This window comes from Rhodospirillaceae bacterium, from assembly GCA_016722635.1.
GTDB lineage: Bacteria > Pseudomonadota > Alphaproteobacteria > JAEUKQ01 > JAEUKQ01 > JAEUKQ01.
On the sequence record JADKIX010000003.1, the window covers coordinates 250,293 to 268,139 of the forward strand.

General features: G+C 40.8%; 15 protein-coding genes and 1 pseudogene. 5 read left to right on the top strand and 11 right to left on the bottom strand.

Annotation, left to right across the window (positions count from 1 at the left end):
* Positions 1 to 5 precede the first annotated feature (5 nt).
* A complete protein-coding gene (modB, locus tag IPP67_01515; GenBank protein ID MBL0337880.1) occupies positions 6 to 695 on the bottom strand; it encodes a molybdate ABC transporter permease subunit in 690 nt (229 codons plus the stop codon).
* On the bottom strand, positions 692 to 1,420 hold the full coding sequence (gene modA / locus IPP67_01520; GenBank protein MBL0337881.1) for a molybdate ABC transporter substrate-binding protein: 729 nt from the start codon (positions 1,418 to 1,420) through the stop codon (positions 692 to 694). The genes modB and modA overlap by 4 nt, the downstream gene beginning before the upstream one ends.
* 249 nt (positions 1,421 to 1,669) lie before the next feature.
* Between modA and IPP67_01525 the strand changes: the two genes are divergently transcribed.
* The 4 genes and pseudogenes from IPP67_01525 (at position 1,670) to IPP67_01540 (ending at position 5,855) form a co-directional block, all read left to right on the top strand.
* On the top strand, positions 1,670 to 2,689 hold the full coding sequence (locus tag IPP67_01525; GenBank protein ID MBL0337882.1) for an amino acid ABC transporter substrate-binding protein: 1,020 nt from the start codon (positions 1,670 to 1,672) through the stop codon (positions 2,687 to 2,689).
* 105 nt (positions 2,690 to 2,794) lie between these two features.
* Complete coding sequence (locus IPP67_01530) at positions 2,795 to 3,943, top strand: ABC transporter permease subunit (GenBank protein ID MBL0337883.1); 1,149 nt, start codon at positions 2,795 to 2,797, stop codon at positions 3,941 to 3,943.
* An 18-nt stretch (positions 3,944 to 3,961) separates the two neighbouring features.
* Positions 3,962 to 5,080: pseudogene (locus IPP67_01535) on the top strand (amino acid ABC transporter permease).
* Positions 5,081 to 5,126: 46 nt separating this feature from the next.
* A complete protein-coding gene (locus IPP67_01540) occupies positions 5,127 to 5,855 on the top strand; it encodes an amino acid ABC transporter ATP-binding protein (GenBank protein ID MBL0337884.1) in 729 nt (242 codons plus the stop codon).
* Between the two features lie 76 nt (positions 5,856 to 5,931).
* Here the strand turns inward: IPP67_01540 and hfq are convergent, their stop codons facing one another.
* From hfq to IPP67_01580, 8 genes are all read right to left on the bottom strand, one after another.
* A complete protein-coding gene (gene hfq / locus IPP67_01545) occupies positions 5,932 to 6,186 on the bottom strand; it encodes an RNA chaperone Hfq (GenBank protein MBL0337885.1) in 255 nt (84 codons plus the stop codon).
* Between the two features lie 96 nt (positions 6,187 to 6,282).
* Positions 6,283 to 6,939: an HAD family hydrolase gene (locus tag IPP67_01550; protein ID MBL0337886.1), complete on the bottom strand. Its 657-nt coding sequence runs from the start codon at positions 6,937 to 6,939 to the stop codon at positions 6,283 to 6,285.
* 1 nt (position 6,940) lies between these two features.
* Complete coding sequence (locus tag IPP67_01555) at positions 6,941 to 7,807, bottom strand: D-amino-acid transaminase (protein MBL0337887.1); 867 nt, start codon at positions 7,805 to 7,807, stop codon at positions 6,941 to 6,943.
* A gap of 48 nt (positions 7,808 to 7,855) precedes the next feature.
* The gene (locus IPP67_01560) at positions 7,856 to 9,238 is read right to left on the bottom strand and encodes a sigma-54-dependent Fis family transcriptional regulator (GenBank protein MBL0337888.1); all 1,383 of its coding nucleotides are present in this window, start codon (positions 9,236 to 9,238) and stop codon (positions 7,856 to 7,858) included.
* 13 nt (positions 9,239 to 9,251) lie between these two features.
* Positions 9,252 to 11,570 (bottom strand): PAS domain-containing sensor histidine kinase, encoded by a 2,319-nt coding sequence (locus IPP67_01565; protein ID MBL0337889.1) that lies wholly within the window; start codon positions 11,568 to 11,570, stop codon positions 9,252 to 9,254.
* A 12-nt stretch (positions 11,571 to 11,582) separates the two neighbouring features.
* A complete protein-coding gene (dusB, locus tag IPP67_01570; protein MBL0337890.1) occupies positions 11,583 to 12,620 on the bottom strand; it encodes a tRNA dihydrouridine synthase DusB in 1,038 nt (345 codons plus the stop codon).
* A 193-nt stretch (positions 12,621 to 12,813) separates the two neighbouring features.
* On the bottom strand, positions 12,814 to 14,472 hold the full coding sequence (gene groL, locus IPP67_01575) for a chaperonin GroEL (protein ID MBL0337891.1): 1,659 nt from the start codon (positions 14,470 to 14,472) through the stop codon (positions 12,814 to 12,816).
* 21 nt (positions 14,473 to 14,493) lie between these two features.
* A complete protein-coding gene (locus IPP67_01580) occupies positions 14,494 to 14,811 on the bottom strand; it encodes a co-chaperone GroES (protein MBL0337892.1) in 318 nt (105 codons plus the stop codon).
* Positions 14,812 to 15,147: 336 nt separating this feature from the next.
* On the opposite strand from IPP67_01580, the gene IPP67_01585 reads away from it, so the two are divergent.
* Positions 15,148 to 16,299 carry a COX15/CtaA family protein gene (locus IPP67_01585; GenBank protein ID MBL0337893.1) on the top strand — a complete coding sequence of 384 codons (1,152 nt, stop codon included), beginning with the start codon at positions 15,148 to 15,150 and terminating at the stop codon, positions 16,297 to 16,299.
* On the opposite strand, the gene IPP67_01590 is transcribed toward IPP67_01585, so the two are convergent.
* Complete coding sequence (locus IPP67_01590) at positions 16,215 to 17,504, bottom strand: FAD-binding oxidoreductase (GenBank protein ID MBL0337894.1); 1,290 nt, start codon at positions 17,502 to 17,504, stop codon at positions 16,215 to 16,217. The two genes, IPP67_01585 and IPP67_01590, sit on opposite strands and share 85 nt — an antisense overlap.
* Positions 17,505 to 17,847 lie beyond the last annotated feature (343 nt).

The window sequence follows — 17,847 nt, forward strand, 5'->3', positions numbered from 1 at the left end:
TATCCTTATAAAAAATACTGTTTATGCCAACGTCTGATCAGATATTCAGAAGCGGTTAAAGCTATAAAAGCAATCGCCAAAGAAAATAAACATAACCTCCAAGCAAGTGTTTCACCGCCTGGTTGTTGCATTAATGAATAAATTGCTAAAGGCAGGGTTTGGGTTTGGTTGGCAATATTCGCAACAAAGGTAATGGTTGCACCAAACTCCCCCAGGCTTCTGGCGAACCCTAAAAAAACACCCGCACAAATTCCCGGCAATATTAAAGGCAAAACAATGGTTAATAATATTCTTAAGCGGCCTGCCCCTAATATCTGGGCTGTTTGATCCCAGGCAAACCCCATATGATCGATTGATAGGCGAAAACTGCGAACCATTAAAGGGAATGCCATGATGGCAGATGACAAAACAGCACCATACCAAGAAAAAACAAAATCCCACCCAAACCATAAGTTCAACCATTCTCCTAGTAACCCAAAGTTACCGAAGACCCATAAAAGTCCATATCCGACAACTACAGGGGGTAAAATCAGTGGAAGGTAAACTAAAGCTTCCACGATGAAACGTCCCCAGAATTTCTTTCTTGATAATACCCAAGCAATGCTGAAAGCTGGAACCAAATTAAGCATGCAACTCCAGAATCCAACCTTAATACTTAAAGCAATGATTTGCCATTCGGCTTCCGTCAAAATCATGGGATAGAAAAACCTTGCTGCTCAATCAGTAGGTGATGACGCTTTTCCCGTAAAAATTGATATAAAACAATCGCATCAGCACTGGGTTGATTGCCTATTAATGCAACCGGATATATGATAGGGCCATGGCTATATGATGGAAAAATAAATAATATCTTCAGCATTGGATTTGCTGATGCGTCTGTCAAATAAACAAAACCAAACCTGGTTTCCCTTCTTTCAACTAATTTAACCGTTGCTTGTGCATCCAACGCTTTCACCAAATGGGATTGAACCAATTCCGACAATTTCAAATTTTCTAGCATTTGTTTTGTATACCGTCCCAAAGGAACAATTTGGGGGTCGCCAACAGCGATTTTTTCATCTGATGAAAGTAATTTATGAACCAAACTTATATCAGTAAACGGGACAGTGTTATCTGTTTGATGGCTAACAAGAACCAATTTGTTTCCTAGGAAAGGCTTAATATTTTCTTTAACAATTAGATGCATACCTTCTAAATAATCAACCCAATCCTGATCTGCAGAAATAAATATATCCGCTTTAGCCCCGCGCTGAATTTGCTTGGCCAGTATAGCGCTAGAAGCATATGAAACCTGCACTTCCACGTTTTTTTCTGTTTGAAACAAATTTAATAAAGGCTGGACAACCGAACGGCTGCTAATCGCTGCAAACACTGTTAAACGTGGTTTTGATTGGGCAAAAGCTGCATCATCCCACATCATAAATATTCCGATCAGTACAATGACCCTATGCCACGTACACATACGAATAAGTTTAACCATCCTATTTAAAATTCCAATAGCGAATGATAAAGGTTGACGATAACAATAAACCAACAATACAATATTAGACAATAATAACTATATTTTTAATTGCGAAATTTCGCCCATCAACAAAGATGCTTAGCAATTAATTAAGAAATGGCAGATGGTGATCTGCGATTTTATAACAAAATAAAGGGAGAATCTTATATGAGGCATTCACTGACTGCTATATTTATTGGCGTTATTACCGCATCAATAACCTATCAATCGGCTTCAGCAGGTACGTTAGAAGATGTTAAAAAACGTGGCTACCTGAATTGCGGTATTAACACAGGGTTGGCAGGATTTGCAGCCCCCGATGATAAAGGAACATGGAAAGGGCTTGATATTGATTTTTGTAAGGCGGTGGCCGTAGCTGTGTTTGGCGATCCAAGCAAAATCAGATATAAATCCTTAAATGCCAAGGAGCGTTTTACCGCTTTACAATCGAGCGAGGTTGATTTATTGGCCCGTAATACGACTTGGAATTTTTCAAGGGACGTTGACCTAAAGCTCGATTTTATTGGGGTTAATTATTATGACGGCCAGGGCTTTATGGTTCGAAGCAATTCCGGCATCAAAAGTGCATCCGAGCTTAAGGGTGCCACCGTTTGCGTGCAAACAGGTACAACTACTGAATTCAACCTGACCCAATATTCCCGGACAAATAATTTAGGAATGAAAGCCTTGACTTTCGCCAAAAACGAAGAAGCACGGCAGGCTTATCAAGATGGACGTTGCGATGCTTATACAACGGACGGTTCAGGATTGGCAGGCGAAAGATCGGTCATGGCCAACCCGAAAGACCACATCATCCTTCCGGATGTTATTTCCAAAGAACCATTGGGACCAGTTGTCCGCCATGGCGATAATGCTTGGGGAGATGTGGTACGTTGGACCCTAAATACCATGTTAATTGCAGAAGAACTAGGCATAACATCAACAAATGTTGATAGTATGCGTCAATCAGTTAATCCAGAAATTCAACGTTTGCTTGGTGTTCAAGGTGACTATGGAAAAATGCTAAATCTTTCCAGTGACTGGGCTTTTCAGATCATTAAGCAGGTTGGCAATTATGGTGAAAGTTTCGAACGCAATGTGGGCGTTAGTACCCCCCTAAACCAACAGCGTGGTTTGAATAACCTGTGGAATAAGGGGGGATTAATGTATGCCCCGCCATTCCTTTAGAAACATGTAAAGATTAATAGATTAAGAACAACAGATGCCTGTGATTTTTTCCAGGCATTTGTTGATTTTTCTTTATAAAGATAGGTTTTAACAAGGCTATTTTTTGTGTTAAGTAACCAGAAATATCGTAACATCTTTTTTCAAATTTGCTTGGTGGCAGCTTTAATAGCGGCATTTTATTGGCTGATCCAAAACACTCACGATAATTTGTCAAGAATTGGGCTGGATGTTGGCTTCGGTTTTTGGAATCAACCCGCCGGTTTTGATATCTCTTTAAGTTTGATACATTATGATACCTCATCTTCAACCTATGGTCGGGTTTTTCTTGTTGGTGTTTTAAACACCCTACTGGTATCTTTTTCAGGAATCATCGCAGCCACCTTATTAGGATTTTTTATAGGATTTTTGGGGTTATCCAAAAATTTCCTGGCCGCCAAGCTTGCCGGTTTTTATGTCGAAATCTTAAGAAATACCCCCCTATTGGTGCAATGTGTTTTTTGGTATTTCGGGGTTATTACCGCCTTGCCAAACATTCGCAACAGTCTGCATATTGGGGAGGCTTTCTTTTTAAACCAGCGCGGAGTTTATCTGCCAAAACCCCAGGCTTCCGAAGAATTCATATGGGTTATTGCCGTATTTTTTATAGCCATTATTTTAGCCGCTTTACTGATATGGTGGAATAAAAGATATCAGGAAAGAACCGGAAGAAGGTTGCCGGTGGGCTGGATCAACACCGGCATCATGGTTATTTTGCCATTAGCTTGTGTTTGGTTATTACAGGTGCGTGTGGAATGGCAGCTACCCAGATTACAAGGATTTAATTTTAGCGGTGGTATTTTGTTACCACCTGAATTTCTTGCCTTATTTTTGGCCTTATCACTTTATACGTCCGCTTATATAGCTGAAATTGTTAGATCAGGCTTTCTATCCGTAGATTATGGACAGACAGAAGCAGGTAAGGCCCTTGGCCTCAAGCAAAACCGGATTAATCGGCTGGTGATTATTCCACAAGCCATGCGGGTTATTATTCCACCTTTGACCAACCAATATTTAAATTTGATTAAGAACTCGTCCCTGGCAGTCGCGATTGGTTATCCTGATTTAGTTAGCGTCTTTACAGGCACCACTTTGAATCAAACGGGCCGGGCGATTGAAATTGTTTTGATCACGATGATGTTTTACCTCTTCATCAGCTTACTGGTATCAGGATTTATGAATTGGTATAATCGCCGTCTTGCAATTATTGAACGTTGATTTTTTCGAAGAAAAAAAATGCAGTCAACCTTACCGCCTGATCTCATATCAAAAAAATCAACCTCTCTCATCAGGGTTGGACGGTGGATACATCAGAATTTTTTTTCCTCAATCGGCAATAGCTTATTAACGATTATTCTGGTTTATTTTCTTTATCTCATCCTGCCGCCGTTATTCAACTGGCTGTTTTTTAACGCGACCTTTTCACCTGCTGAATCCCGGGCGGCTTGTAACCCAGATGGGGCTTGTTGGAGTGTGATTAGCACCCGCTGGCAACAATTTGTCTATGGTTTTTATCCAGAAGATGAACGTTGGCGCATTAATTTTGGCTTTATCCTTTTTTTCTTTTTTACCGCTTGGTTACTGATTAGGAAAATGCCAGGCAGGAAATATGCAGGGATTGCGCTATTTTTGATATGCCCATTTGTTGTCTTTTGGCTGTTTTACGGCGGTTGGGGGCTTAAACCTGTTGAGACAGGTTTGTGGGGCGGGTTAATGTTGAATTTAATTGCTGGCGGTGTTGGGATTGTTTTGAGTTTGCCCATTGGCATTATTTTGGCTTTAGGGCGCCGCTCCCATCTCTCCATCCTTCGTACAGTGTGTATTTTATTTATAGAGTTTATCCGCGGTGTTCCCTTTATTACCGTTCTATTCATGTCTTCCGTTATGTTACCGTTATTTTTGCCAGACGGGTTAGTGATTGATAAATTGCTACGGGCAATGATTGGGATTGCCATCTTCGGCGGTGCCTATATGGCGGAGATAGTCAGGGGCGGATTACAAGCCTTGCCGAAAGGGCAATATGAAGCATGATATGCTTTGGGCCTAGGATACTGGAAAATCAACCGGCTGATTATTTTACCGCAAGCCTTGCGTATCGTCATTCCTGGAATCGTTAACAGTTTTATTAGCCTATTTAAAGATACGACTTTATTAACCCAAATTGGCATTTTTGAGTTGCTGGGTATCGCACAAGCTGCTACCCGCGATGCGAATTGGGCAGGCCTTTCTAAGGAAGGATATGTTTTTACTGCTTTTATCTTTTTTATCGTTTGCTTCGCGATGTCACGGTATAGCCTTTATATCGAAAAACAATTAAACCGCTCTAACCCTAAAAACTTTGAGAAAAGAATCTAACATGAATCAACAGCCTATTATGCAGGATAGTGTTAATCCTCCTCCGATGATTAAAATGATTGGTGTTAATAAATGGTACGGCCAATTCCATGTTTTGAAAAATATTAATTTAACCATTAATAAAGGCGAAAAAGTTGTCATTTGCGGCCCGTCAGGTTCTGGTAAATCTACATTAATCCGCTGCATTAATCGATTGGAGGAACATCAAAAAGGTCACATTTACGTCAATAATGTCGAATTAACCAGCAATTTAAAAAATATTGAAAAAATCAGACAAGATGTGGGGATGGTATTCCAACAATTTAATTTATTCCCGCATTTAACAGTTCTCGAGAATTTAACATTGGCCCCTTTATGGGTAAAAAAAATGCCCAAAGCCGATGCAGAAAAATTAGCCTTTCAATATTTGGAACGTGTAAAAATTCCTGAACAAGCCCATAAATATCCGGGCCAGCTTTCCGGCGGCCAGCAACAGCGTGTAGCCATTGCCCGGGCACTATGTATGAATCCGAAGGTAATGTTGTTTGACGAACCAACCTCAGCCCTTGATCCTGAAATGATTAAGGAAGTGTTAGATGTGATGAGTGAGTTAGCAGCAACGGGAATGACCATGATTTGTGTTACCCATGAAATGGGTTTCGCAAAAACCGTTGCGGATCGGATCATTTTTATGGATTTTGGTGAAATTGTTGAAGAGAGCGCACCTGAAATCTTCTTCAACAATCCCAAATCGGATCGAACCAAACAATTTCTTAGCCAAATTTTAAGGCATTAATAGCCACTTGAAAATTCCATATAACACCGACTTCGCTTTTCGCAACTAAGATAAAATTTAGCTGGGATGATTTTCTTTAATCTTCATCGTCACTGTTGTCTTTTGGCTCAAACAACTGGATAGGTGTCGCTGGCATAATTGTTGAAATGGCATGCTTATAAATCAGCTGGACTTGAGAATCGCGCCGTAACAACAGCGAAAAATTATCAAACCAAGTGACTACCCCTTGCAATTTCACTCCGCTTGCCAAAAAAATAGTCACCAATACCTTTTGGCGACGGATATGATTAAGAAAAACATCTTGAACATTTTGTGATTTATCGTTTGCCATAATTTTTTCTACCCCTGTTGTTTTTTGCTTTGTTTGTGGGTTCATCCTTAACCGCCGGAATATATGTAACACTATAACTCATTCATTACTTTTAAGTTAATACATTGTTTTAAGAGAATTCATTAACTCTTGACAAGAAGAAACGTACAAATCCGGTTTTTCTTGAAGGAATTCTTGCGCCAACGGTTCTTCGGCACGAATTAGAATAGCTTTGCAACCTGCATTAACCGCACATGAGATATCAATATCAGTGTCGCCCAAAAACCACACTTGTTTACCCCTTATAATTCCGCTTGGATGCAAGGCCATTTCGACCGGTTCAACGGCGGGTTTGTCTTTTAAAGCGTCCCCTGCCCCAATAATTTTTCCGAAATACTTGTTCCACCCTAAAGCAGTGGCCTCTTTTCTTAAAAGCCCTCCGCTTTTATTGCTGACAACCGCCAGATAGCATCCTTGGCGATGAAATTCTTTTAATAAATCTTCAGCCCCCGGCATAGGTTTTAAATAATTCAAGTGATGTTCTGCAAAAAATCCATGAAAGATTTCCCGAGCCGTTTGCCAATGTTCTCCAAACAATTGTGGAAATGAGTCCCTTAGGGAAGCTTTAACTTTTTGTTTTACCTCAGACAAAGACCATTCAGGAAAATTCATTTTTTTTAACGTAACATTCCAGGCTTGATGAAGCAAAAACCAGCTGTCAACCAAGGTATTATCCCAATCAAAAATCACCGCTTTGGGTAAATTATTCATTATTTTATGCGCGGGAAAGAATTGGTAATTGTTGCAGAAATTTTTTGTATTCCTGCAAAATATCTAAGGTAAATGGGCCAGGCTTACCCCCACCAATCAGGGTATTATTGATCTGACAAACAGGCATGACAAAGGCACTACTGCTTGTTAAGAATGCTTCTTTAGCCTCCAAGGCTTCTTGTAAACTAAAAGATCTTTCTTCCAACCCTACCTGATGATCATGCATTATTTTTAATAAGGTTTGCCGGGTAATCCCATTAAGGATAGATTTACTCGCTTTGCGTGTAATCACCTTGTTTTTGTGGGTAACAATCCAAGCATTGCTTGATGTGCCTTCAGTCACCATGTCCTGGCTGTCAATCAGCCAAGCTTCAAAAGCATTATTTTCAGCCGCTTGTTGTTTTGCCAGAACATTTGGCAGCAGTGATATGGATTTAATATCGCAGCGTTTCCAACGCAGATCAGGAAGGCTAATAATTTTAACACCATTTTCTTGATTTTTAGTGGAAAACTGCAACCTTTTGGTCGTCATAATGACCGATGGTTTGCTTGACACAGGAAATTTATGATCCCGGGGTGCAACACCCCGATTTATTTGTAAATATATTATCCCGTTCTTCACATCATTACGGCGGATTAATTCCCGCATAATGAGTTTGATGGCAGCACGTGATAACGGCATGCGGATTTTAACTTCTTGCAGTGACCCCTCTAAACGGTCTAAATGTCCTTCTTCATCGACCAAACGGTCTTGGTAAATCATGACAACTTCGTAAACACCATCGGCAAACTGATAACCACGGTCTTCAATATGTATCATGCCATCTTGATGGGCAGTATATTGACCGTTTACATATGCATATCTGGACATAAGGTTTTTTCCTCAAAACAAACTTTAATTTAATTTTGGTAAGTTCAATTAACGATCCAACTGACCTAAGCCCAATAATTTTAACTTCCGATGTAAAGCCGAACGTTCCATACCGATAAAATTAGCAGTTTTTGATATATTCCCCCCAAAACGGGTAACCTGGGCATTCAAATATTGTTTTTCAAATAATTCCCTGGCTTCCCGTAATGGTAACGACATGATCTCTTCCGTCCCCTCTTTATCCAATGAGGCAGGCCCAACCCTATTGATATAAGCTGGCAGCATATCGGCAGAGATTGAATCATCAGGGTTATTTTGCGCCAAAATCAGTAAGTGTTCAATTACATTACGTAATTGCCTCACATTCCCAGGCCATTCATACGCTTGCAATCTCGCTGAAGTCTCAGGGGACAACAGACGCTGCGCCAAACCGGCAATCATTGCCCTTTCGATAAAAACGCTGGCTAAAGGCAAAATATCTTCGCGCCGCTCCTTTAACCCCGGCACATGAATAGTTAACACATTTAACCGGTAAAACAAATCTTGCCTAAATCTTTTCTTCTCAATTTCATGTTCAATATTCTTTGCAGTTGAGGCTAAAATGCGAACATCCGCTTCAACCCGTTGCCCCTGCCCACCAATTCTCTCAAAAAATTGTTCCTGTAATACCCGAACCATTTTTGCCTGAGTTTCCAAGGGCATATCAGCGATTTCATCTAAAAGGATGGTTCCGCCGTTTGCCTTTTCTAACAACCCAACTTGAGAAGAATCCTGACCGTTGCTGGATTTGCTGCCAAAAAGTTCAACCTCTAACTTATCTGGCTTAATTAAGGCACAATTTAAAACCACAAAAGGCGCTGCAGCGCGTTTTGAATGCCGGTGGATTAATTTAGCGACTAATTCCTTACCTGCCCCTGCGGGTCCAGTAATTAACACCCGACCGCCAGTCGGGGCAATTTTCAATATGGCTTGTCTTAGTTGAGAAATTAAAATGGATTCGCCAGTTAATTCTTGGGGATCATCAGCCTTAAGCCTTAATTCTGCATTTTCCATGCGAAGTTTTGCGTGTTCCATACACCGACTAACCACGAGTAACAAATGATCAGTTTTAAATGGTTTTTCGATAAAATCGTAAGCACCTTGGCGGATCGAGTTAACCGCCGTTTCAATATTGCCATGGCCGCTAATCATGACAATAGGCAATTCCGGATATTCACGATGAATCAAGGATAAAAGCTGCATACCGTCCATCGGGCTATCTTGCAACCATATATCCAAGATAATCATGGAAGGTATTTTTTGGGCCATTAAGTCTAATGCATTTTTACTATTGTCGGCTTGCCTGGTATGATAACCCTCGTCCTCCAAGATTCCGCTTATTAAGCGGCGGATATCGGCTTCATCATCAATAATTAAAATGTCTAAACTCATGAATATAATAAACTCAATCTAATAACATGTTTGCTTGTTTATCAAACTCAAACTCAACGAAAGTCTTGTTGCCGTCTTTATTCCCCAATTTCAAAATCCCTTTGTGATCTTCAACAATTTTTCGCACAATAGCAAGCCCTAGACCGCTACCATTGGCTTTGGTTGTTACATAAGGTTCGGTTAAAATATTCAAATATTTTTCAGGCAACCCGCACCCATTATCTTCCACTGTAATCACAATTTTATTAGAAGTGCCTCCTGCAGTCAGGGTAATATGCCCTTGTTCACTATCGGGTTTTTGCTGCCTATTCTTTTCAATTGCTTGGACAGCATTTAATAAAACATTGGTCAATGCCTGGCCAATTTGTCGTCCATCAATTTTCATCATTATCACGGGTTCTAGAAAATATGTATCAAAAATAATATCCTGATGTCCTTGCGATTGAAGGAAAACCGCTTGTTTGCAAATATTAACCAGGTTCTCATATTGGAAAATCGGTGTAGGCATTCTGGCAAATGCTGAAAATTCATCAATAAGACGCTTGATCGTATCGACCTGATTGATAATTGTGTCAATACATTGATCAAATATATCCACGTCAGACGTAATATATTTTTGATATCGTCTTTTTAGCCTTTCCGCTGACAATTGAATGGGGGTTAAAGGATTTTTAACTTCATGTGCAATACGCCTTGCAACATCGGCCCAGGCTGCTTTACGCTGGGCCACCAGCAAACTACTAATATCATCGAAAGTAAGAACATATCCATGATTGTTCACAGTTGTTCCATTGCGTACCATTTTTGTTGTAAAAGTCCGCTTAACATTCTTTCTTTCTATTTCAATTTGTCCTTTAACCGTTTCATAGCGGCTGGAGGATTGTATGGTTTCAAAAAATTCCCTTATTTCAGGAAAAATTTCAGAAAAATGGCTGCCCAAAAACTGATTGCTATCTAATTCTAGTAAGTGGATGGCAGATTGATTGATTAAATTAATGGTGCCATCTTCACTGATTCCTACAACTCCAGCTGAAACACCCTGTAACACCAATTCGGTAAATTGCCGACGTTCATTCACTTCAATATTTTTAGTAATTAGTTCTTGTTGCTGCAGAGATAAACGTTCCGTCATCTGGTTAAATGTACGGTTTAGGATATTGATTTCATCAACCCCACCCAAATAAGGAACTCGCGTATTTAAATCCCCATGCCCGATTTTTTCTGCGGCCGCAATCAATTGGGTAATAGGCTGGAATAATTTACCGGAAAAAACCAGTGCTACCCAAATTGCCCCCATCAAAGCCAATGAAGCAATCACGATAAAAATAAGCGCAAAGGTCACTTGAATTTGGAAACGGCGACCTTCCATGTTTTTGTACAATTCGACCGCTTTGCTCGTTTCTTCGACATATCCAAGGATTCTGACATCAATTTTTCGGCCAATGTATAAATAAATATCATTTTGCCAATCCACCAATACCATTGCACGCATCCGGTCTTCGGTAGGGCCAGACAAAATGATTGTTTCACCATTACGGGCACGCTCAAAAGCGGAAGGGGAAACATCCGGATTAAGGGCAGCCGTTAGACTTAGGTTACCAGCCGCCAAAACTTTTCCTTGGCCATTTAATAATAATACTTCACTTAAAGAACGCACGGAGCTTTGTAGTAAAATAAAATTTTGGATCCGTTTTGGATTAGCTTCAAAAAGAGGTCCTTCATATTTCAAGTCATTGGCCATCGCTAAAATATCGCCAACAATGCTACGCTGATGTTCCAATAAATATTCATGGGCCACAACTAACGAATTGTAGACAGCCTCTTTAACACTGTCATTAAACCATTGGTTTAGGCCAAAATTTAAAAACAAAGTGGTAAAGATCGTGACGATAATGGACGGGATGATAGCTAGCGCACTAAACCAAAAAACGAGACGGGTATGAAGCTTGGCACCAGCCAACCCTTTTTTACGTTGTAACCATAACGAAATTACCTGTTTGGCAATAATAACCATTAATAAAAGCAATACACCAAGATCAGCGGTCAGAAGCCATAAAATGGTTGACGAGCTGACCTCTGCAGACACGGCCCGTTGAATCATAAAGAAAGTAATGATTGCAAGCGGTATGGCTACTGCTACCAAAACCATCGCTAATCTGCGTTCAAGATCAATACGCTTGATCTTAGCCCAAAATCTTCCTTGACGCTTAGAAGATGACAAGGGTTCATTACCGCTTGATTGATGGGAACCACCAACTGGAGGCACACCAGCAGAATAAACTTCTAAAGCTGTATTAGGTAATGATGATGTTTTCCGAGATAATTTTCTCATCTAAAACCTTTCCTAAGTTTCAATAGGATTGGTGAGCGGTGTTTCACTATATAAACGTCGAATTAATCCATCAACTTGTCGGTAATCCGGTTCTCGGTTAACTGCAACCCTGAATTCTGCCGAATTGGGAAAACCCTTACTATACCAACCTAAATGTTTGCGGAAAATCCTGAATCCGGGTTCTTGCCCATAATGGGTCAGGGTGTCTTGAAAATGATTAAGTATTGTTTCTAATTTTTCATCACTACTCGGTTCAGCAATTTCTTGGTTATTTTCTAATGATTGCATGACTTGATGAATAAACCACGGTTTACCATAACTGCCCCGCCCAATCATCACACCATCTGCACCCGAAAGGTTTAAGGCGTTAGCGGCATCTTCCATGGTTAGGATATCCCCATTCACAATCACAGGAATTTTAATGCTTTCCTTAACTTCACGTACAAAACGCCAGTCTGCTTGGCCTTCATAAAATTGGCAGCGGGTGCGCCCATGAATCGTAATCATTTGAATACCGCAATTTTCAGCGATTTTAGCAAGTTTTGGAGCGTTCAGATTTTGATGGTCCCACCCCATACGCATTTTAAGGGTTACCGGAAGTTTAACAGCTTTTACTGTTGCTTCCAAAATAGCTGCCGCTAAAGGTTCATCCCGCATCAATGCAGAACCAGCATAACTATTGACAACTTTTTTAGCCGGACAACCAAAATTAATATCAATAATTGCCGCCCCTTGATCTTCGTTTAATTTAGCGGCTTCTGCCATCACTTCAGGCTCACAGCCCGCTAACTGGACAGACATGGGAAAATCATCTGCACTTTGCTGAGCCATTTTTAAAGATTGACGGGAAGACCTGATCATGGCTTGGCTGGCAATCATTTCAGATACCACTAAGCCAGCGCCAAATTTCCTTACCGCCCGCCTAAAAGGCAGGTCGCTAACCCCAGACATCGGCGCTAAAATAACCGGGCAAGAAATAGTTACCGGACCAATCTTAATTGGTTTCAATTTAAAGCTTAGCTTATTTTCTAAGAAATTTGATGCTGACATCGGTGCTCTGATTATACTTATTAAATGACAATGTTACCGTAATAATTGTTGTTTGGCCTTCACCATAATGCTTTGTTCACAAAAAGTATAGACATCCTCTTATGAAAATAACCCAACTCTTCATACCCATAAAAAAGAAAAGGCTGCATTGTTTAATGCAGCCTTTCTCTCTGGAACTACTGTTTAAAAAAACTTAGAAATCCATGTCACCGCCGCCCATACCACCCATACCGCCCATACCACCTTGGGAAGGCATTGATGGAGATTTTCTTTCTGGACGTTCTGCAATCATCGCTTCAGTTGTAATTAACAACCCAGCAACAGACGCGGCGTCTTGTAAAGCGGTCCTAACAACCTTGGTTGGATCAATGATACCGGCTTTGAACATATCGGTATAAACACCTGTTTGGGCATCAAACCCCCAATTGGTATTTTTGCTTTCTAACAATTTACCAACCACCACAGCTCCATCCGTACCAGCGTTATCAGCAATCAAGCGTGCAGGTGCCGATAAGGCGCGGCGGATGATATCAATCCCTACCCGTTGGTCATCGTTTTCAAACTTCAATTTCTCTAACGATTTAATAGCATATAGTAACGCTACTCCACCACCCGCAACGATCCCCTCTTCAACCGCCGCCCGGGTTGCATGCATGGCGTCTTCAACACGGTCTTTGCGTTCTTTTACTTCCACTTCAGTAGCACCACCAACACGGATAACCGCCACACCGCCAGCCAACTTGGCCAGACGCTCGGCTAACTTCTCTTTGTCGTAGTCAGAACTGGTTTCATCCATTTGCGCCCTGATCTGGGTGCAACGGCCTTCGATTTCTTTCTTTTTACCAGCGCCATCAATAATAGTAGTATTTTCTTTGTCGATAATGATCTTCTTGGCTTTCCCTAACATATCTAAAGTTACGGTTTCCAATTTAATGCCTAAATCTTCTGAGATCACCTGGCCACCCGTTAAAATTGCAATGTCTTCCAACATGGCTTTCCGACGATCACCAAAACCTGGCGCTTTTACGGCGGCAACTTTTAAGCCACCCCGTAATTTATTCACAACTAATGTCGCCAAGGCTTCGCCTTCTACATCTTCTGAAATAATCAAGAGGGGTTTCCCAGATTGGACGATGGCTTCGAGTACCGGTAACATCGGCTGTAAACTTGTCAGTTTCTTTTCATGTAACAGAATGAAGGGAGAATCTAATTCCACTTGCATTTTTTCTGGGTTGGTTACGAAATAGGGTGACAGGTAACCGCGGTCAAACTGCATCCCTTCGACAACATCGGATTCTGTTTCCATCCCCTTGGCTTCTTCGACCGTAATCACGCCTTCATTGCCAACTTTCTCCATCGCATTGGCAATCATATCGCCAATTGATTTTTCACCATTGGCTGAGATGGTACCAACCTGTGCAATTTCTTCCTTGGTTGACACTTTTTTGGAACGCTTTTTGACATCTTCGATTACGGCGTGAACCGCTAAATCAATGCCGCGCTTCAAATCCATCGGATTCATTCCAGCCGCAACTGACTTACCGCCTTCCCGAACAATAGCTTGCGCTAAAACAGTTGCAGTCGTTGTGCCATCACCCGCTTTATCATTGGTTTTTGAAGCAACTTCGCGCACCATTTGAGCGCCCATATTTTCAAATCTATCAGCCAATTCAATTTCCTTGGCAACCGTCACACCGTCTTTTGTAATCCGGGGTGCGCCAAAAGATTTCTCAATAACAACGTTACGGCCTTTGGGGCCTAATGTAACCTTCACGGCATTGGCTAAAATATCAACGCCGCGAAGCATCTTCTCACGGGCTTCTGCGCCAAATCTTACATCTTTAGCAGCCATAATATTAAAACTCCTCTATGATTATTTCTTTTTGTTGGTAGTTTTTGTGGCACCTTCAACAATGCCCATGATGTCGGACTCTTTCATAATCAACAAATCCTCGCCATTCACCCTAACTTCTGTGCCAGACCATTTGCCAAACAGCACAATGTCACCAACTTTAACAGACAATAGCTGTAACTTTCCGTCTTCGTTGCGGGCGCCTTCGCCAACAGCTAAGACTTCAGCTTGCATCGGTTTCTCTTTGGCTGTATCGGGGATTATAATTCCGCCTGGTGTCTTTTCGTCTTGCTCAACGCGACGAACTAGAACGCGGTCATGAAGCGGCCTAAATTTCATTCATCTTCTCCTGAAATAATCGTGTAATTATTGTATATATCGCTTAATCATGGCGGTTGCATAAAGTATCAACAATTTTTGTTGGCACTTGCAATGCCTGAGTGCTAGTGATGTAGGAACTGCAGTTTCATATGTCAATAGATTTTATAAATTATTTTATTAATCTGCTCTGTTACCCTTATCCTTACACATCTTAAAATTTATAAATATATGATGGATAAGAAAATTCTTATTGGTGATAAGAGTTGATCTTGCTAATTTGCCACCCTGACAATTCAAAAAATTGTTTTATAATGAACCGATAAGCCATATCCTCTATTAATTAAAAAATAAGCCATGCCATCAAAAAAAAAATTGCAGACACCCTTATTCAGACCAAGCGCCAATATCCGTTGGTGGTTGATCATATCTTGCCTAATGGTATATGGGGCGGTAGTTATTGGCGGATTAACAAGATTAACTGATTCGGGTTTATCGATTGTGGAGTGGCAACCAATCAGCGGGATATTTCCACCCCTAACGATGGATGCTTGGCAAAAAACTTTTAAGGCTTATCAAGCAATCCCTGAATTTCAATTAATTTATCCCCAGATGACTTTAGAAGAATTCAAGGGAATATTTTGGTGGGAGTATATCCACCGCTTGTGGGGGCGTTTGATTGGCCTGGTTTTTATCATCCCTTTTTTATTTTTTTGGTTAAGGCATAAACTTCCACCTTATGTGAAGACAGGAGGGACTGGTATCTCGTTATTAATCATGGGTCAAGGATTAATGGGTTGGCTGATGGTAAAAAGTGGCCTTGCCAGTCGAACGGATGTTAATCACTTAAGATTGGCAGCCCATCTGAGCTTGGCTTTGCTTATTTATAGTTGGCTATTATGGCTGGTATTTAAGGTTTTTTCACAAAAATTACGAAACCCGGGTCTTCCAAAAATGGCCTTATCGCCCACCAACCAACAACCCATTTATTTACTTGGTATCATCGGCCTATTCTTAGTTAGTTTAACGATTATTTCGGGATCGCTAGTAGCTGGCTTGGATGGCGGGTTGATATATAACACATTTCCCTTGATGGGGGGCAGGGTTCTGCCAGAAGAATTTCTGCAAGACCGCTCTTTCTGGTACGTGCTTTTAGAACAACCGGCAGGTGTTCAATTTTTGCATCGCGCGATGGTTTTCCTAAGCTTCGGGTTTGGCATTTTTTATTGGGTAAAATGCCATCGCCATCCTGATAATAAAATACGCCATGCGACCCATATGGGCCTCTTAGCCATTATCATCCAAATATGTATAGGGGTAACCACCTTGCTGCTGGTTGCCCCCCTACCGTTGGCTTTATTACATCAAACGGGTGCCGTCATTGTTTTATCCAACTGGGTATGGATATTATATACCCTGCAAAATTATAACTTATCTCTTAAACTAAACCAAAGCATGGCGGCCACCTGCAATGGCCAACGCAATAACGTTCCGCCAGGAAATGGCTGATTGGGAAGAGAAGCGATTAAATTAAACCGCTTGAGTTCGCCTGTAATAGCTTCAGCAATTAAACGGCCTGCTAAAGCTGTCATACTAAGCCCCTGCCCTGAATATCCATGGGCATAATAAAAACCAGGAAATAGCTGGCCAATATCAGGAAGGCGCGTATTCGTAATCGCCAATTTCCCGCCCCAAGCATAATCAATCTTTACATCCTCCAATTGTGGAAAAGTACGCAACATAAACTTTCTCACAAATTCCTGCATATTATGGGGGGGATGATTGGTATAAGTTTCCCCGCCTCCATAGATTAATCGATAATCTTTAGAGAAACGGTAATAATTAACTACAAATTTTGTATCACAAACGGCCAAATTTTGTTTAATTAATTGCTGGGCTTTTTCTATTCCCAAAGGCTCTGTTGCTAAAATAAAATTAACAATTGGCATAATTCGGGCTGCCAATTTTTTTTGCAATTTAAAAAGATATGCATTGCAGCACATGACCACCTTTTTCGCATAGATTTCACCCTGCAGGCTGCGAATCACATATCCTGACCCTGAGTCCGTTCTTTTAACCTCAATAACCCGGGTTTTTTCGTAAATTTGAATTCCCCTTTTTTGGCAAGCGGCGGCTAATCCCAACGCATAATTTAAGGGATGCAAATGTCCTGCCCCGCTATCAATCATCCCACCCCAGTAATTTTTGCTTGCCACTATTTCTTGGATTTCTTCTTTTTTTAAAAAACGGGCGTGCTGATAGCCAAAGATTTTTTGAGCAACCTCGACATCTTCTAAAAGACAAGGCAAATGGGATGATTTTGCTGCAGCCACCAATAAGCCCGGTTGATAATCACATCGAATTTGATATTGCTGCAAGCGGGAAAGGAGAATTTCTTTGGCTTCCTCAGATAAGACCCATAATTCTTTCGCTTTGGCTTCGCCAAACATAGTAATAAGTTCGCTTGCTGTTAAACGCAGCCCCGCATGCACTTGCCCACCATTCCTACCCGAGGCGCCGAAAGCAACTGTTTCAGCTTCTAATATAACTGCTTCAATACCTTTTTGCTGCAACTCTAAGGCCGTATTTAACCCGCTATAGCCGCCGCCAATGATACACACATCTACTTTACTGTTCTTATCTAATACAGGGAATACAAGTTGTTGATTAGCCGTTGCATGATAATATGAATTTAATAAAAAACGATCCGGCATATTTTTTCCTAACTCGCCTAGATATGTCTTTAATGCAACACATCTTATATTTTAGGTTTGAGACCCTACAATTACATTGAATACAATGATTTATTCTAGTACTTTCCTTCGGTTGTATATGTAAATAATGGATAAAATATTAAACAAAGACAACTTAAAAACAAATCATTACGCGGTGTCTTATTTAGACAATTATTAAGCCATGTTTCCGTTGAGTAGATAAAATATTTTACCCATATTTTGTCATGGCAATATCTAAACAAAAAATAGCACTTTCTGTTTTACCTCTATCCGTTGAAAAAGCGGTAAACTCGTGGGGTTCTATCGTTAATCAATTCAAAGT

Excerpts from the sequence above, each read along its gene's own strand:
- modB (MBL0337880.1), bottom strand. The coding sequence starts at position 695 with ATGATTTTGACGGAAGCCGAATGGCAAATCATTGCTTTAAGTATTAAG.
- modA (MBL0337881.1), bottom strand. The coding sequence starts at position 1,420 with ATGATGTGGGATGATGCAGCTTTTGCCCAATCAAAACCACGTTTAACA.
- IPP67_01525 (MBL0337882.1), top strand. The coding sequence starts at position 1,670 with ATGAGGCATTCACTGACTGCTATATTTATTGGCGTTATTACCGCATCA.
- IPP67_01540 (MBL0337884.1), top strand. The coding sequence starts at position 5,127 with ATGATTAAAATGATTGGTGTTAATAAATGGTACGGCCAATTCCATGTT.
- hfq (MBL0337885.1), bottom strand. The coding sequence starts at position 6,186 with ATGGCAAACGATAAATCACAAAATGTTCAAGATGTTTTTCTTAATCAT.
- IPP67_01555 (MBL0337887.1), bottom strand. The coding sequence starts at position 7,807 with ATGTCCAGATATGCATATGTAAACGGTCAATATACTGCCCATCAAGAT.
- IPP67_01560 (MBL0337888.1), bottom strand. The coding sequence starts at position 9,238 with ATGAGTTTAGACATTTTAATTATTGATGATGAAGCCGATATCCGCCGC.
- IPP67_01565 (MBL0337889.1), bottom strand. The coding sequence starts at position 11,570 with ATGAGAAAATTATCTCGGAAAACATCATCATTACCTAATACAGCTTTA.
- dusB (MBL0337890.1), bottom strand. The coding sequence starts at position 12,620 with ATGTCAGCATCAAATTTCTTAGAAAATAAGCTAAGCTTTAAATTGAAA.
- groL (MBL0337891.1), bottom strand. The coding sequence starts at position 14,472 with ATGGCTGCTAAAGATGTAAGATTTGGCGCAGAAGCCCGTGAGAAGATG.
- IPP67_01580 (MBL0337892.1), bottom strand. The coding sequence starts at position 14,811 with ATGAAATTTAGGCCGCTTCATGACCGCGTTCTAGTTCGTCGCGTTGAG.
- IPP67_01585 (MBL0337893.1), top strand. The coding sequence starts at position 15,148 with ATGCCATCAAAAAAAAAATTGCAGACACCCTTATTCAGACCAAGCGCC.
- IPP67_01590 (MBL0337894.1), bottom strand. The coding sequence starts at position 17,504 with ATGCCGGATCGTTTTTTATTAAATTCATATTATCATGCAACGGCTAAT.